Below are 17518 nucleotides of genomic sequence, written 5' to 3'. Positions count from 1 at the left end.
TCACCGCGCCAGGTTCCGGTCGGCGACCGCCTGCACGCGGTCGAGGTCGGCGTCGATCTCCGCCGGTGGCGCCGCGTCCGGCAGCAGGTCCTCGATGTCGTGCAGCGGCCGGTACCGCAGGCCGAGCACACCCCACACCACCAGCACGGCGCCGGAGACCACCATCAGCGTGGCGAAGCCGCCGAGCCGGTCGGCGAGCGGTCCCGCGGTCAGGAACCCGAGCGGTTGCATGGCGGTCGCCAGCATGACGTTGATCGCCAGCACCCGGCCCTGCAGCCGCTGGCCGACCTTCGTCTGGATGACCGACAGCCAGTGCGCGTTGCCGATGCTCATACACGCCAGCCGCACGAACAGGCCGATCGCGACCACGAACACCGAAGGCCACGCGCCCATCAGCGCCACTCCGAGCCCGGAGCCGATGACGAAGGCGATCATGCCGGTGGCGCGGCGCGCGGTGCCGCCCCAGGTGATCACGACGAGCGCGCCGACCGCCGCCCCGATCCCGCCGACGGCACTGACCACCCCCAGCTCGCCCGTCGAGCCGATCGACAGGACCAGCGGGGTGAGTCCCACCCACATCACGGCGGTGAAGTAGTTGACCACCGCGAAGTAGCCGATCATCACCAGCAGCGGTTTGCGGCGCAGCACGAACTTCCACCCACCGGTGACCGCCTTCGCGAACGGTTCGGCCTGGGTGAAGAACATCCGGTTCGGGAACCGCACCAGCACCAGGGTGAGCACCCCGATCGCGAACGTGGCGACGTCGACCACGACGACCGCGGTCAGCCCGGACAGTCCCATGAGGACACCGCCGAGGACGGGCCCGAGCACGGTGCCGAGCCCGGCGCCCATGTCGGCGAGCGCGTTGGCCTGCGGCAGGTACGGCTTCGGCACCAGCTGGGCGATCGCCGCCAGGTAGGCGGGCCGGTGGAACGCCGACGCCACCGACATCACCCCGACGATCGCGCATACCGCCACGAGATCCAGCCGTCCCAAGGCGAACAGCACGGCGAGCACGGCCATCGCCGCGCCGCTCGTCAGATCGCAGCACAGCATGATCCGCCTGCGGTCGACCCGGTCGGCGAGCGCGCCGCCGATCGGTGTGAGCAGCATGCTCGGCACGCGGGCAAGCACCATGACCAGCGCCAGGTCGACGACGCGGCCGCTGAGCTGGTAGGCCCAGACGCCGAGGGCGAACGTGCTCAGTTCGTTGCCGATCATCGACACGGCCTGGCCACCCGCCACGGTGTAGAACGCACGCAGCCCGCGCCGGGTCGCGGTCGCGGCGACCGGGACGTCGTGGACTTCGGGCGGCAGGTCGCCGGCGGCCCACCGGGACAGCCGGTCACGCAGCAGTGCGGCGACCTCGGTGGCCTGGTGACGCAGGAAGTAGTGCCCGGCCTTGGGCAGCACGGCCAGCTCGACGCGATCGGCGAACACGCCCCACTCGCGGTACCGCTCCTGGTACAGCTCGGTCGCCGGGTCGCTCGACCCGACCACGCACAGCACCGGAGCCGTGAGCCGGGGTTTTCCGCCGGCGTCCGGGTCGAGCGCGCGGCCGAACCACGCCTGCGCCTGTCCGGCGTCGTGCCGCAACGCCCGCAGCATCGCCGCGCTCGCGGACTCGTCCATGTCGTCCAGCAGTCCGCCGGTGGCCCGCAGCGTGTCCCGGTAGAGCCGGTCCGCCACCCAGCGTTCGCGCGGGAACCGGCGCTGCAGCCAGGCCGACAGCCTGCCCGGCAGGCGTGCGGCGGGGAAGCTGCCCGCCACGACCACTCCGGCGACGACGCGGCCGCCGGCCTCGAGCCGGGCGGCGAGCGCGGTGGCCACCGCGGAGCCGACGCAGTGCCCGTACACCGCGACCGGTCCGGTCACGGTCCGGGCGATCTCGTCGGCCAGCAGGTCCACGACCTCGTCGACGGTGCGGAACGCCTCGTCGGGCCGGGCCACGTCGTGACCGGGCAGTTCGACGGCGAGCAGGTCGATGTCCGGTGCGGCGGTGGCGAGTTCGGTGGCCAGTGGCTGGAACACCGCGGCCGAGCCGCCGCCGTAGGGCACGCAGACGAGCGTCAGCTCCGGCGTGCCCGCGCGGGCGGGGGAGAGGCGGTGCAGCAGGCGCCCGTCGTCGGTCTCCCGCCCGGCGTCGAGGTGGGCGGCCAGTTCGCGGACGGTCGGGTGCAGGAACAGGTCGATGACCCGCAGCCGCTCGTCGATCAGCCGGACCGCGCGGACCGCGGTGAACGAATGGCCGCCGAGGGCGAAGAAGTCGTCGTCCGCGCGGACCTCGGGCACCTCCAGGACCTGCGCCCACACCCGGGCGACATGGCGCTCTGCCGTCGTTTCCGGCGCACGTGATTCCTGCACCGGCACGGGAACGGGCTCGATGACCGGGCGGGGCCCGGTGCGGGCCGGGCCCACCGCGGCGACCGGCTGGTCCACATCGGACAGTAAACCGGTCAGGAGTGCCTGGAAGTCCGCGACGATCCCCTCGGCGGTGCCGGCGTCGAACAGGTCGGCCCGGTAGGCGAGGCCGCCGAGATAGGTGTCGCCGTCGTTGACCAGCACCATGCTGAGGTCGAACTTCACCTGCTCGCCCGCGTCGCGGACGGCCGTCACCTCGATGCCCGGGATGGCGGGCGGCGCCGCCGGCTGGTCGAGGACGTTCAGCAACACCTGGAAGATCGGTGTCGCGCCGACGGACCGCTCCGGCCGCAGCCGCTCGATGATCCCTTCGAGGGGTGTCTCGGCGTGCGCGAACGCGCCGAGCACGGTCTCGCGGGACCGGCCGAGCAACTCCCGCACGGTCGGGCCGCCGCCGAGGTCGGTACGCAACACGAGCGTGTTGACGAAACAGCCCACCGTCGACTCGGCGTCCGGGTGATGCCGCCCGGATTCCGGCACGCCGACCGCGACGTCGTCGGTCCCGGCGCGACGGCCGAGCAATTCCTGCCAGCAGGCCAGCAGCACCATGAACGGCGTCACGCCCGTCTCGGCCGCGACCTGCCGGACGCGTGCGGTGAGCGCGGCGGGGAGGGCGAACCGGACGTGCCCGCCGGACCAGTCGGCCACCGCCGGGCGGGGCCGGTCGGTCGGCAACGTGAGCAGCGGCGGCAGCCCGGACAGGCGGTCGCACCACCAGTCCAGGTCCTCGTCGCGCCCGCGGGCGGCCAGCCAGGCGGCGTAGTCCGCGTACTGGACGGGCAGGGACACGTCCGGTGCCGATCCCGCGAGCCGCGCGGCGTACGCGTCGGCGAGGTCCGCGCCGATGACGCCGCGCGACCAGTTGTCGGTCGCGATGTGGTGCACGGTGAGCGCGAGCACGTGCTCACCGGCGGCGATCCGGAACAGCGAGGCCCGCAGCGGCGGCTCCCGGTCGAGCGCGAACGGCCGCGCCAGCTCCGCCCGGCACGCCGCGTCCACCCGGTCGGCGTCGATGTCCACAATGGACACCGGAACGCGGTCGGCGGGAACCGGAACGGCCACCGGGGTGCCGTCCCGCTCCTCGACGACGCTGCGCAGGACGGTGTGCCGGGCGGCGACGTCCCGCACGGCGAGCGCCATCGCCGCCGCGTCCAGCGGCCCACGCAACCGCAGCACGAGATCGGCGTGATAGGCCGACCCCGGCCCGAGCAGTTCGAGAAACCACAGCCGCGCCTGCGCGGAGGACAGCGGCGCGGGCGCTTCGGGGTCCGGCCGCACGGGGATGGGCGCGCCGCCGAACACCCCGCCGGGGTCGGCGGACAGTACGGCGGCGAGGTCGGCCAGCACCGGGTGCTCGAACACCGTGCGCACGGCGACGTCCCGGCGCAGCGCCTCACCCAGCCGCCCCGCCACGCGTACCGCGGCGAAGGAATGACCGCCCACGGCGAAGAAGTCGTCGTCGGCGGCGAGGTCGGCGTTCCCGAGCACATCGCCCCAGACCCGCGCCACGAGCCGCTCGGCCGGGGTCGCCACCGGCCTCCGCGCGGCGGGCTCCCGCTCGGCGACGTCCGGCAGCGCGGCCCGGTCGATCTTGCCGTTCGCGTTGAGCGGTAAGCGATCCAGGACCGTGAACGAGGCGGGCACCAGGTAGTCGGGCAGGCGTTCCCGTAGCGTCCGGCGCACGGTCGCCACGTCGAGCCCCGGCCCGACCAGCCAGGCGGCGAGCCTGCGGTCCAGGCCGGTGCCGACCGGCAGCACCACGGCCTCGGCCACCCCGTCGACGTCGCGGAGGGCGGCGGTGACCTCGCCCAGTTCCACCCGGTGGCCGCGCACCTTCACCTGGTCGTCGGCGCGGCCGAGGAACTGCACGGCGCCGTCGGCACGCACCCGCAGCAGATCGCCGCTGCGGAAGCACCGCACGCCGGTGCCCAGCGGGTCGGGTACGAACCGGGCCGCGGTCTGCGCGTCGTCGCCCAGATAGCCGCGGGTGATCTGCGGCCCGCCGATCACCAGTTCACCGGTCATGCCCTCGGGTACGACCGCGCCGCGCGCGTCGACGAGGTGACCGACGACCCCGGGCAGCGGCGTGCCGAGCGGCACGTATCCGGTGCGCTCGTGTGGCGGGACGGCCGCCACGTCGCACGTCATCGAGATCATCGTGCTCTCGGTGTGCCCGTAGTGACTCTGCACCCGAAGGCCGGGACGGGCCGCCTCGACGCGCTCGACGAGCGACCACGGACAGGCCTCACCGGCGAGGATCAGCAGCCGCCTCGGCAGCACGGTGGCCAGATCCCCGTGCCGGGCGAGGAGTTCCAGATGACTGGGCACGCATTTGAGTACGTCGACCGGGTGCTCGGCGAGGTATCCGGCGAAGGACTCCGGATCCATCGCGGTGTCCCGGTCGACCAGGTGGACGGTGCCGCCGGTGGTCAGCGCGCCGTACACGCCGGTGAGGCCGAAATCGGCCGCCGGGGTGGAGACGACCGCGAACGACGCGCCCGCCACGTCGCCGAGCCGGGGCAGCATGCCCGACAGGTAGTGCGCGACGTTGCGGTGCTCGACCGCGACCCCCTTCGGCGCACCGGTCGAACCGGACGTGAAGATCACGTGGATCAGGTCGTTCCCCGCGACCGGGACGTCCGGCCGGGTGCATGGCTGGGCGGCCACCGCGTCGTCGACCGTCAGGACGGTGACGCCGGGAACTGTGACGTCGAGGCCGGGTTCGGCGAGCAGGATCCGCGCACCCGCGGTGGCGAGGATGGCGGCCACCCGCGCCTGCGGGTAGGTGGTGTCCATCGGCAGGTACGCGCCGCCGGACTTCATGATGCCCAGTACCGCGCACGCCACGTCCGTGCCCTGTTCGAGCAGCAGCCCGACCGGCTCGTCGGCGCGCACGCCGAGCGCCCGCAGCCGGTGCGCGATCCGGTTGGCGCGTTCGTCGAGCCGCCGGTAGGTGAGCGTGCCGGTCGCGCCGGCCACGGCGACCCGGTCCGGGCAGCGGTCGGCGGTGTCCTCGATCAGCATGTGGACCGGGCGGAGCTCCGTCCGCTCCGGGGCCGGTCCCGCCAGCACCGGGGCGGTGACGACTTCGATCGGCACCTCGGCCACCGGCCGGTCGAGGTCCGCGGTGATCCCGTCGACGAGAGTGACGAACCAGCGGGCGATCCGGTCCGCGGTGCCCCGGTCGAACAGGTCGGTGCGATAGGACAGCCCGCCCGAATAGCCGTCGCCGGAACGCGACAGCGCGAGGTTCAGGTCGAACTTGACGCCGCGCACCGGCGGTTCGGTGACCCTTGTGGCCAGGCCGGGGAATTCGGGTGCCCGCGACGGTTCGTCGAGCACGTTGAGCATGACCTGGAAGATCGGCGACGCGTCGAGCCCGCGTCGTGGCGCGACCCGTTCGACGATCCGCTCGAACGGCACGTCCGGGTGGGCGAACGCGTCGAGCACCGTGTCCCGGGCGGCGGCGAGCAGTTCGCGGCCGGTGGTCGCTCCGGCCAGGCCGGTGCGCAGCACCAGCGTGGTGACGAAGCAGCCGACGACCCGTTCGGCGTCCGGGTGGCGGCGGCCGGACTCCGGCACCCCCACCGGCACGTCGGTGGTCCCGGCCAGCCTGGCGAGCAGCGTCTGCCAGCACGCCAGGAACACCATGAACGGGGTGACGCCGGTGGCGCGGCCGATCTCCCGTACCCGCGCGGTGAGCGCGGCGGGCACTTCGACCTCGACCTCGGCGCCGTCGTCCCCGGCCACGGCCGGACGAGGCCGGTCGGTCGGCAGCTCCAGCACCGGTGGGAGCCCGGCGAGCCGTTCGTGCCACCAAGCCAGGTCGGCCTCGGCGGTGTCCGGCCTGGAACCGTTCCACGCCACCAGGTCCGCGTACTGGAGCGGCGGTTCCGGCGGCACGTCACGGACGCCGAGGCGGGCCGCGTAACAGGCGGCGAGGTCGTCGAGCACGACCGCGGCCGACGGGGCGTCCATCGCGATGTGGTGGAACGTCAGTGCCAGCACCCGCCGGTCGGCGGCGACGCGGAACAGCACCGCCCGCATCGGTGGCACGTCCTCGAGCGCGAACGGACGGGTGGCTTCGGCGGCCACCTCGGCGTCCAGCTCCGCCGCGGTGACGTCCACAAGGGACACCGGGACGGCGGGTCCGGCGCACCGCATCGGCACGCCGTCGATCTCCCGGTACACGCCGCGGAGGACGTCGTGGCGGTCGGCGACGTCCCGGACCGCGGCGAGGAGCGCGGCCTCGTCGGCCGGTCCGGTCAGTTCGAGCACGAGCGGCAGATTGTAGGCGTGGCCGCCGGGTTCGAAGCGGGCCAGGAACCACAGCCTGGCCTGTGCGGACGACAACGGCACCGGCGCCCCGTCGCGAGGGAGCCGGGGGATGGCGGGCTCCCGCGCGACGGGTGCCCCGCCCTGCAACGCGGCGGTGGCGCGGCCGGCGAGCAGCTCGCGCAGGCGTCGCTGTGCGGGAGTGACGAGTGAGTCGGTCATGCCGTGCTCCCGGTCGGGACGTCGGCGCCGTCGTCCGCCAGTGCGGTCATCGCGATCCGTTCCAGTTCCGTGGCGAATTCCCGCAGCACCGGCCGGTCGAACAGGCACCGCACCGGGACGGGGAAACCGAACGCCTCGGCGAGGCGGCCGACGACCTTGGTCGCGGCGAGCGAATGTCCGCCGAGGCCGAAGAAGTCGTCCAGCGCGCCGACCCGGTCCCGGCCGAGAACCTCGGCCCAGGTCACCGCGATGAGTTCCTCGACCGCCGACGCGGGCGGGCTGTCCGGCCGAGCCGGTGCCGACGGCGCGGGCAGTGCGGCGCGGTCCACCTTGCCGGTCGCGGTGACCGGGAACGCGTCGAGCGGAACCCACCGATGCGGCACCGAGTAGTCGGGCAATCGGCCGCGCAGCACGGCCGCCACCGTCTCGGTGTCCACAGTGGACGGGGTGAGGTAGCCGACGAGATGCGGTTCGCCTTCTCCGGCGCGCACCACGACCACCGCGTCGGTCACTCCGGCGACCGTGCGCAGCACGTGTTCCACCTCGCCGAGTTCCACCCGGTTGCCGCGGATCTTCACCTGGTGATCCGTGCGGCCGTGGAACTCCAGCACGCCGTCGGCGCGCCAGCGGACCAGATCGCCGGTGCGGTAGGAGCGGCCGCCGTGCAACGGGTCGGTGCCGAAGGCGGCCGCGGTCGGCTCCGGGCGGTCCCGATAGCCCGGTGTCACGCCGGCGCCGCCGATGGACAACTCGCCGACCGCGCCGGGGAGCGCGGCCTGGCCGAACGGGTCGACCACGGTGAGCAGCGTGCCGCCGATCGGTCCGCCGATCGGGATCGGCCGGTCGGCCGCCAGATCGGCGGTGGTCACGAGGTGTGTGGTCGCGGTGATGGTGGTCTCCGTGGGTCCGTAACAGTTGCGCAGGCTGGCGACGCGGGCGGTGATCTGCCGCGCCAGCGCGACGTCGAGGGCTTCGCCGCCGGAGTACACGTGCAGTCCCGGCAGGTCGGGAAGCCCGGCGGCGACCAGCATTCGCAAGGTGGTCGGTGTCGGGTTGAACCGGGTCGCGCCGGTGGAGACGAGCCGCTGTACGAGCGCGTGCCCGTCGACGGCACAGTCCCGGTCGGCGATCGCGCAGTGCGCGCCCGCGGTCAGCGTCGTCCAGATCTCGCCGGTGGCCGTGTCGAACGCGAGCGGTGCGACCGCGAGCCACGTGTCGGCGGGCCGGATGCCGGTGACGTCGCGGAAGGCGTGGACCAACGCGGCGAGGTTCCGGTGTGTGACCGCGACTCCCTTCGGCCTGCCGGTCGAACCGGAGGTGTAGAGGACGTAGGCGAGGTCGTCCTGGTCCGGCTCTCGCAGGGCCTGGGTGTCCGTGGCAGGGGCGTCGAGGTCCACGACGGTCAGGTGCGGCAACGCGGCGCGGGCCACGTCCAGCGCGTGGCCGCGGGCGGCGACGACGCGGACCCCGGCGTCAGCGGCGAGCGCCGCGATCCGGTCCGCGGGATGGCCGGGATCCAGTGGCAGGTACGCGCCACCCGCCCGCCACACCGCGAGCAGCCCGGCGGGCAGGTGTTCGTCGCGGGGCAGGCACACGCCGACCACGTCACCGGTGGTGACGCCCGCGGCGAGCAGACCGCGGGCGCCCTGTGCCGACCGGTCGGCCAGGTCTCCATAGGACAGTCGTCCGGCAGGTGACGAGGTCGCCACCGCGCCGGAGCGTTGCGCGAGCACTTCCGCGACCACGGTTCGCGTGACGGGCAAAGGTTTTCCGGTGCCCCAAGTGCGCAGTGCGGCGCGCTCCGCCTCGTCCAATATGTCCATTGTGGACAGTTCGGCGTCCGGATCGGCGGTGAGCCGGTCGAGGAGTCTGCCGTACCAGCGGGACCACCGTTCGATCGTGGTGCGGTCGAACAGGTCGGCGCGGAACACGAGTCTTCCCGTGTAGCCGTCGCCGGTGGCGGTGAGGTCCAGGTTCAGGTCGTACAGCGCGGTGACGACCGGTTGCGGCAGCACCGTCACGGCCAGGTCGCCGAGCTCCGCGGTCGCCTGTTCGTCGAGGACGTTCATCATCACCTGGCACACCGGGGTGCTCGCCGCGTCCCGCTCCGGCGCGAGCCGGCGCACGACCTCGTCGAACGGCACGTCGGCGTGCGCGAACGCGTCGAGTACCGCTGCGCGTGTCCTGGCCACGAGGTCGCGACCCGACCGGACCTCGGCACCCAGGTCGGCGCGCACGGCCACGGTGTCGACGAAGAAGCCGAGCATCCCGGCGGCGCGGCGGCCACCGTGCGGCACGGCGACCGCGAGGTCCCGTACCCCGGCCAGCCGCGCGAGCAGCAGTTGCCAGGCCGCGAGCAGGATCGTGAACGGCGTGGTCCCGGCGTCACTCGCCATGGCGCGGACCCGGCCCGTGACCTCCGAGGGCAGCCGGACCGGGACCTCGTCCGCCGTCCAGTCGGCGACGGCGGGGCGGGGCCGGTCGGCGGGCGGCCGCAACGCGGGCAGGTCCGCGAGCCGTCGCTCCCACCAGTCGAGCCCCGCGGCCCGGTCCTGCCCGTGCTCCCACGCGGCGTGGTCGGCGTACTGGAGCGAGGGTGGCGGCGGCCAGTCGTCGGGTTCCGTGCGGTACCACCGGTCCACTTCGGACAACAGGAGCCGTTGGGAGGCCGCGTCGGTGGCGATGTGGTGGCAGGTGAGGGTCAGCACGTGGTGGTCCGGCGCGAGCCGGAACAGGACCACGCGCAGCGGCGGCGCGGCGTCCAGCGCGAACGGCCGCCGGATCTCGGCCGCCACCGCAGCGTCCGCCGACGGCTCCTCGATATCCACAGTGGACATCGGAACGGCGTCGGCCGGTCCGAGGAGCGCGACCGGCTCGCCGTCGATCTCGGTGAAGAGGCTGCGCAGCACGTGATGGCGCGTCGCGAGCGCGCGGACCGCGCGGTACAGGCGCGGCTCGTCCAGCGCGCCCCGGAGTCGCAGCACGGTGGGGGAGTTGTAGGCGGCGCTGTCCGGGTCGAGCTTCGCCGCGAACCACAGCATGCGCTGCGCCGGCGACAGCGGCGCGGGCGCGGCAGGGTCCGCCCGGGCGACGAACGGGCGGTCGTCGAAGGCGGCTTCCCCGTCGATCCGTGCGGTGAAGTCGGCGAGTACCGGGTGGTCGAACAAGGTGCGGACGGTGACCCGGCGTCTCAGCCGGGTGTGCAGGAGGCCGACCACCCGTGTCGCCGCCAGCGACCGGCCGCCGAGCGCGAAGAAGTCGCTGTCCGGCCCGATCTCCTCGTCGAGTTCGAGGCATTCCCGCCACACCCGCGCGACCACCGCCTCGGCATCCGACAGCGGCGCGGGCGAGGCCGGAGGGGTGGCGGGCGCCGGTGGGAGCGCGCGCCGGTCGAGCTTTCCGTTGGGCAGCAAGGGGAGCGTGTCCAGGGTGCGCCAAGAACTCGGCACCATGTAGGCGGGCAGCAGCCGCCGCAGCCGTCGCTCGACGGCCGCCGCGTCGACGGTCGCGGGAGTGAGGTAGCCGATCACGTGCGCGTCCACGCCGTCCGCGGCCACCGCCACCGCCGCGTCGTCCACATCGGACAGTCCACGAAGGACGGACTCGATCTCGCCCGGCTCGAACCGGTTGCCGCGCACCTTCACCTGGTCGTCGGCGCGCCCGAGGAACTCCAGTGTCGCGTCGGCACGCCACCGGACCAGGTCACCGGTGCGGTAGCAGCGTTCGCCCGGCCGCTCCGGGCCGGCGACGAACGCGGACGCGGTCAGCTCGGGCCGCGCCCGGTAGCCGGTCGCCACCCCGGCGCCACCGATCCACAGCTCACCGATCGCGCCGGGCGGAGCGAGCCTGCCCGCCTCGTCGACCACGTACAGCCGGGCGCCCGGGGTCGGCGAGCCGATCGGGACACGGTCCCGGTCCTGGCCGGTGACCCGGTGCGCGGTCGCCGCGACCGTGGTCTCCGTCGGGCCGTACCCGTTCCACAGCTCGCCGACCAGGGGCAGGGCCCGTGCGGCGAGTTCCGGGTCCAGCACCTCGCCGCCGAGCATGAGCCGCAGCGCGGGGTCGCCGGACCAGCCCGCGGCGAGCAGCATCCGCAGGCTCGTGGGGGTCAGGTCGACGACCGTGACACCGGTCCCGGCGATCCGCCGCGCGAGCCGGTGACCGTCGACGGCGGTGTCGCGGTCGGCGACGACGCAGCGCGCGCCGGTGGCGAGCGGCCACCACAGTTCTTCGGCGGACACGTCGAAGGCGAGCGGCGCGAGCGCGAGCATCGCGTCGTCCCGTGTCATGCCTGGGGAGAGCCCCCGGGACCGGACGAACGCGTGCAGGTTGGCGTGGCTGATCTCGACGCCCTTGGGCCGCCCGGTCGACCCCGACGTGTACAGCACGTAGGCGAGCGCGTCGCCGTCCGGCAGCACTGGTTCGAAGGGCACTCCGTCGGTTCGGTCGGCATCGACCACGCGCAGGCCCGCTACGGCGTCGGCGACCTCCGAAGCCACCGGCTGGGCGCTGCCCCGCGTGAGCACGACATTCAGCCCCGCCTCACCAGCGAGCTGGGCCAGTCTGGCGGTGGGTTGCCCGGTGTCGAGCGGCAGATACCCCGCACCCACCCGCCAGACGGCGAGCAGCGCGGCGGGCAGGAACTCGTCGCGCGGCAGGCACACCCCGACCGTGTCCCCGGCCGTCACCCCGGACGCGGCGAGTACACGCGCGATCCGGTCGGCGTGCCCTGTCAGTTCCGCGTACGTCAGCCGCCCGCTCTCCGAAGACACCGCGACCGAGTCCGGTGCACGCGACGCGTTGCGCCACACCGCGTCCGGCACGCCGGTCGTACCGTCGGCGGGCAGCGCGGGGCCGGTTCCCCATGCCGTCAGCTCGGCGATTTCCCCGTCCGCCGCCTGCGCCAGCGCGGACAGCGCGATGTCCGGTGTGGACACGGCGGAGCGCAGAAGGTGCAGCAGGGAACGGGTGAACCAGCGGGCGCGACCGGGAGCCAGCCACGACGGGTCGTGCTCGACGACCAGTCCGGCACCGCCGACGTGGGCGTTCACGAACACCGTCAGCGGGGTGTGACTGCCGCCGGTCGGCAGCTCGCCGAGCAGGTCCAGCCGCGTGCCCGGCCCGTGCGCCGACAACGGGACGCCGTCGGGCTGCACCGCGATCGACACGGGTGTGAGCGGGACCCCGGCGGGCCGGTCGCCGCCCCACAGTCCGGCGAGTTCACCGCTGGGCAGGCCGCGGTGATCGAGGGCGTGCGCCGCGGTGGTCATGGCCGCGCGCAGCAGGTCGCGGAACGACGTGTCCGCGTCGATCCGCAACCGGACCGGCAGGACGTCGACCAGCGGGCCGATGGTGCGTTCGAGCTCGGCGCGGTCCCGTTGGGCGGCCGCCATCCCGAGGAGCACGTCCTGGCCCCGCACCAGCTCGCCGACCAGCACCCCCACCGCCGACAGGTACACCGCGAACGGCGTCACCCCGGTCGATTCGGCGAGGGCGCGCACCGCCGATCCCAGCGACTCGGGCAACGGCGTGCTGATCCGCTCCCCGGCGAAACGGCGCCTGCCGTGCACGACGCGGTCGAACAGGGCGTCCGGAGGCGTCGCCCCCGCCAGCTCGGCCGACCAGTACGCCGTCAGCCGGTCTCGCTCACCGGGCACCTCCGCGAGCGAGCGTTCCCGCAACGCCACCGCACCGACCTGCGCGAAGGAAGCCGCGGGCGCGCCGGCCAGTTCCGCCATGAGCACGCCGACGGACGCGCCGTCGGTGGCGATGTGGTCGGACACGACGACCAGGTCGGCCACGTCGTCGGCGAGGCGCAGCAGGGTGATCCGCAGGAGCGGCGTGTCCTTCGTGAGGTCGAACGCGTGCCGGGCGGCGGCCTCGGCCAGTTCCCCGGCGCGGCGGTCCGCGTCGGCGAGCCCGCGCAGGTCGTGTTCGTCCACCGGGACCGGCACCGGCGGCCCCACCACCATGACCGGTTCGCCGTCGTGGTCACCGATCGTGCCGCGCAAGACCTCGTGCCGCGCCACGATCCCGTCCGCGGCCGCCCGCAGCGTGGGCAGCGACACCCGGCCACGAAGCCGCAGCCGCCACGCGACGGTCGTCGCGGTGCCGGTCGAGCCGAGCTGGGCGAGGGTCCACAGATCCCGCTGCGTGCCGGTCAGCGGGTAGGTGTCACGGTCCGGGTTTTCCCGCAGCGCCACCGAGGGCGCCGCGGCCGGGGCGTCCGCGAGCCGCCGCGCGACCGCCGCCACCGTGCCGTCGGAGAGGAACTCCGCCAGCGTCACCACCCGGCCGGTGCCCTCCCGCAGCCGCGTGACCGCGCGCGCCGCGGCGAGGGAGTGCCCGCCCGATTCGGAGAACCGGTCGTGCACTCCGACCCCCGGCAACCCGAACGCGGCCGCGACCACGTCGGCGACCAGCCGCTCGGTCTCGGTGCGCGGGGCGACGTACTCGGTCTCCTCGCGGTCGAAGACCCACTCCGCCAGCGCGGCCCGGTCCGCCTTTCCGGTCGTGCCGAGCGGGATCGCGTCGAGCACGGCGATCCGTGACGGCACCAGATGCGCGGGCAGCCGCGACCGCAGCCACCGCAACAGTTCCGGCTCGGAGACCCCGTCGCCGGCCGGTTCGGCGAATCCGACGAGCCTGCGCTCCCCGTGCTCGTCGGCGGGCGCGAGCACCACGGCGTTCCCGACGGCCGGATGAGTGAGGAGCGCCGCCTGGACCTGTCCCGGTTCGATCCGGAAGCCGCGCACCTTCACCTGGTCGTCGGCTCGGCCGACGAAATGGTGCACGCCGTCGCGGCACCGGACCAGGTCACCGGTGCGGTAGTGCCGGACGCCGCGGGCGTCGACCACGAACTTCTCGGCGGTCAGCTCCGGCTGCCCCAGATATCCGCGCGTCACGAGCGCCCCGCTGACCCACAGCTCACCGACCTCGCCGTCGCCGAGCGCGCGGCCGTCGGCGTCCCGCACCGAGAACGCGGCGCCGGGCAGCGGGGTGCCGATCGGCGGGTCGTCCAGCCCGTCCCGGCCGACCTCGTGGCACGAGCAGTTCACCGTCGCCTCGGTCGGGCCGTAGCAGTTCACGATCCGCCGCACGCCCTCGTTGGCGTACAGGCGCTCGACGAGCGACCGGTGCAGCGCCTCACCCGCGATCGCGACGGTCCGCACCGAACGCGGCAGCGGTGTCCGCGCCAGCACCGCCAGTACGGACGGCACGCCCTGCACGAACGTCACCTCGTCCCGCGCGGCGAGCCCGGGCAGCGCGAGCAGGTTCTCGGCGAGCACCAGGCTCCCGCCGGTCACCAGGGGCGGGAACACCTCGGCGACGGACGCGTCGAAACAGACCGACGCGGCGCCGAGCACGCCACGCAGTTCGTCGTCGCCGTAGGTCGCGGCCGCCCACGCCAGCAACGCGAGCACGTTGCGATGCTCGACCTGGACGCCTTTCGGCCTGCCGGTGGAGCCGGACGTGTAGATCACGTACGCGAGGTCCGTACCGGAACCCGGGACAACGGGGGCGGTCGTAGGCGCGGCGGCGTCCCCGACGGCCAGTACCGGCACGTCGGCGTCCGCGAGCGCGACCGGATCCGGTTCGTCCGCCAGCACCAGCGACAGCCCGGAGTCCGCGACGACCGACGCGCCGTGCGCAGGGGGAGCGGACGGGTCCAGCGGGACGTACGCGCACCCTGCCTTCAGCACTCCCAGCAGCGCGGGCACCAGCCACCGGCCGCGGCGCAGGCATACGCCGACCAGGCCACCGCGTGTCACCCCACGGCCGAGCAGGGCGTGCGCGACCGAGTTCGCGGCCTCGTCCAGCCGGGCGTAGCTCAGCCGCTCGTCGCCCACGACGAGCGCACAGCGGTGGGGCGTCTTCCGCACCTGCTCCTCGAACGCCTCGTGTACCCGGTCGAACGCACCCAGATCTGCCCGCAACCCGCTGAATCCCCTCATGCCCCGTCCGGACTTCCGGACCTCGGCAGATTGAACTTGCGGGACGACGCCGGGACCAGGAACTCCGACCGGAACTATTCGGCGGGCGAAGTTCCGGTCACGACGAGACCATCGCGGTGCCCATCGCGTCGTACAGCGCCCGCGCGCGTTCGCGGAACGGCCTCGCCTTGTCCGGATCACCGGCTTCGTCGTGGGTCGCGGCGATCCCGGTCAGCGCGCGGGCCTCCTCGTGCGGTTCGCTGGTGAGCCGGGCGAGGTCGGCGGCCCGCGTGTAGTGCGCCATCGCGGCCGACCGGTCCCCGCACGCCAGCGCGCTGTCCGCGAGCCCGTTGTGCACCAGGGTCTCCAGCGGCCGGATACCGGTCGCCACCGCGATGTCGAGCGCCGCCTCCTGGTGCAGACGGGCCGCGGCCGCGTCGCCCTGTTGGAGCTGCACCAGCCCGAGATAGGCCAGCGCGTACCCTTCGGCCTCCCGGTGGCCCTCGGCCCTGCTGACCGCCAGCGACCGGTCGAGGTGGTCGCCGGCTTCCGTCCACCGGCCCAGCGCGCGGTACACGTCCCCCAGATTGTGCAGCGAGATCGCCTCGCTCAGCCGGTCGTCGATGCGCTGGGCGATGGTGAGGCACTGCCGGTAGCAGCCGAGAGCGGCGTCCAGATCGCCCCGGCGTTCGTGGATGAAGCCGAGGTTGGACAGCGAACGTCCCTCGTTGAGGCGGTCCCCGGTCTCCTGGGAGACCGTGACCGCCCTGCTCAAATGGTCCACGGCGGCGGCGTACCGGCCCAACTGCGCGTACACGGTGCCGAGGGTGTTCAGCGCGCGGCCGGCGACGACCGGGCTCCCGTCGACGTCGAGGCAGCGGGTCAGATGTGTCACCGCCTCGTCGAAATGGCCGAGCCTGGCGCAGATCGCGGCCAGGTCGACGAGCGCCTGCTGGGTGCCGATGGCGTCGCCCGCCCGCTGTGCCTCGGTGAGCGCGAGGCGGTGCAGGGTGCGCAGGGCGCCGTAGTGACCGTTCACCCGCAACGCCTGCCACAGCACGGTCGAGAGGTCGCGGGCATAGGTGTCCCCGGTGGCCGACGACTGTTCCGCGATGGCGATCAAGGTGGGCAGCTCCGCGGCCAGCCAGGTCGCCGCGTCCTCGGCGCCGGTGAAGACGACGTTCCCGGCGACCGGGGTGAGCAGCGGTCTTCGGTTGGGGTCGCCCGCCGTCATCGCCCTGGCCGCGTCGGCCGCCCCGGCCACACCATGCTCGGCGAGGCGGCGCAGGGCCGCCGATCTTCGCTGCGCCGGTTCCTCGTCGGCGCGGACGCGCGCGTAGTCGCGGACCAGGTCGTGGAATTCGAACCGGCCGTTCACGCGGTGCGCGAGCAGCAGATGGCTGTCGACGAGAGCGTCGAGGAGCCTTCGGGTCTCCGCCGGGTCCGTGCCCAGCAGCGCCGCCGCGGCGGCGGTGTCCCAGTGCGGGCCGGGATGGAGCCCGAGCAGACGCAGGCCCGACGCCACGTCGCCGGGCAGCGCGTCGTAGGACCAGGACAGCACGGAGGGCAGTGAGGTGGTCTTCTCTTCGGTGGTCAGTGCGGCGAGCCGGTCCCCGGTCGGGCGCATCGAGGACGCCACGTTCGCCAGGTTCCGGTTGTGCGCGAGCCGCTCACCGACGATGCGCAGGGCGAGCGGCAGGCCGCCGCACCCCGACACCATGTCGGCGAGCGCGGTCCGGTCGGAGAACCTCCGTCCGGGGCCGGCCAGCCGGTCGAGCAGGGAGAACGACTCCTGCTCGGTCAGCAGCGGCACCGACACCCGGTGCGCGTCGGCGCTGATCGTCAGCCCGTGCAGTGCCGCGCGGCTCGTCACCACCACCGCGCAGCCCGCGTGGCCCGGCAGCAGTGGCCGGACCTGGTCGGCCGAGCGGGCGTTGTCCAGCACGATGAGCACCGATCGGCCGGCCAGCACACTGCGCAGCGACGCGGCCCGGTCGTCCAGGTCTGCGGGCACGTCCGCCACGGGCACGCCGAGCGCCCGCAGGAACGACCGCAGCACCTCACCCGGGTCGGCGGGCGCCCCCGGCCCGTAACCGCGCAGATTCGCGAACAGCTGCCCGTCGGGGAAGTCCTGTTTGACCCGCTGCGCCCACTGCACGGCCAAGGAGGTCTTGCCGACCCCGGCCATGCCCTCCAGCACCGCCACGACGACGCCTCCGCCGGCTCCCTCGCCGAGGATGGCGTCGAGCGCGTCGATCTCCCGCTGCCGCCCGATGAACGACTTGATGCCCGAGGGCAGCTGCGCGGGCACCGAGACGACCGGCGTTCTCGATGGCGACACCGCGTCCGGGCAGTAGTGCCGGACGAACCGGCTCGCTTGCTCGCCCTGGAGGCCCAGCCCCAGCGCCAGTGCCTCCACCGAATGGCGCCGCGGCCGGGCGATCCGGCCGCGCTCGATGTTGCTGATGCTCCGCACCGTCAGCCCGGTGCGTTCCGCCAACTCCTCCTGCGTGAGCCCGGCGTCCCGCCGTGACTCAGCCAGCAACGACCTCGGCCGAGGGTCCATTTTGCGCATGGTAGAGCGGGTGCGACGCCGGAATGTAGAGGTTCGCCGAAGATTTTGATCGAAATTGGTCGAAAACGCCGGGCGGGCCGGGTCCTTCGGG

General features: G+C 73.9%; 3 protein-coding genes. All 3 read right to left on the bottom strand.

Annotated elements, in window-relative coordinates:
- Entirely contained in the window at positions 1–6918 is a 6918-nt protein-coding gene (locus tag ACZ3HL_RS22610; RefSeq protein WP_465533387.1) for a non-ribosomal peptide synthetase/MFS transporter, read from the bottom strand.
- Positions 6915–14873 carry an amino acid adenylation domain-containing protein gene (locus ACZ3HL_RS22605; protein ID WP_465533385.1) on the bottom strand — a complete coding sequence of 2653 codons (7959 nt, stop codon included), beginning with the start codon at positions 14871–14873 and terminating at the stop codon, positions 6915–6917. The genes ACZ3HL_RS22610 and ACZ3HL_RS22605 overlap by 4 nt, the downstream gene beginning before the upstream one ends.
- Positions 14874–14970: 97 nt before the next feature.
- The gene (locus ACZ3HL_RS22600; RefSeq protein ID WP_465533383.1) at positions 14971–17418 is read right to left on the bottom strand and encodes an ATP-binding protein; all 2448 of its coding nucleotides are present in this window, start codon (positions 17416–17418) and stop codon (positions 14971–14973) included.
- Between the last annotated feature and the right edge of the window lie 100 nt (positions 17419–17518).

Source organism: Amycolatopsis sp. NPDC000009 (genome assembly GCF_055563465.1).
Note: the sequence above shows the minus strand (reverse complement) of the source record. Positions and strands in the feature narration are given on the sequence as shown.

What these genes read in the sequence shown, in the direction of transcription:
- ACZ3HL_RS22610 (WP_465533387.1), bottom strand. Translation starts at nt 6,918, where the DNA reads ATGACCGACTCACTCGTCACTCCCGCACAGCGACGCCTGCGCGAGCTG.
- ACZ3HL_RS22605 (WP_465533385.1), bottom strand. Translation starts at nt 14,873, where the DNA reads ATGAGGGGATTCAGCGGGTTGCGGGCAGATCTGGGTGCGTTCGACCGG.
- ACZ3HL_RS22600 (WP_465533383.1), bottom strand. Translation starts at nt 17,418, where the DNA reads ATGGACCCTCGGCCGAGGTCGTTGCTGGCTGAGTCACGGCGGGACGCC.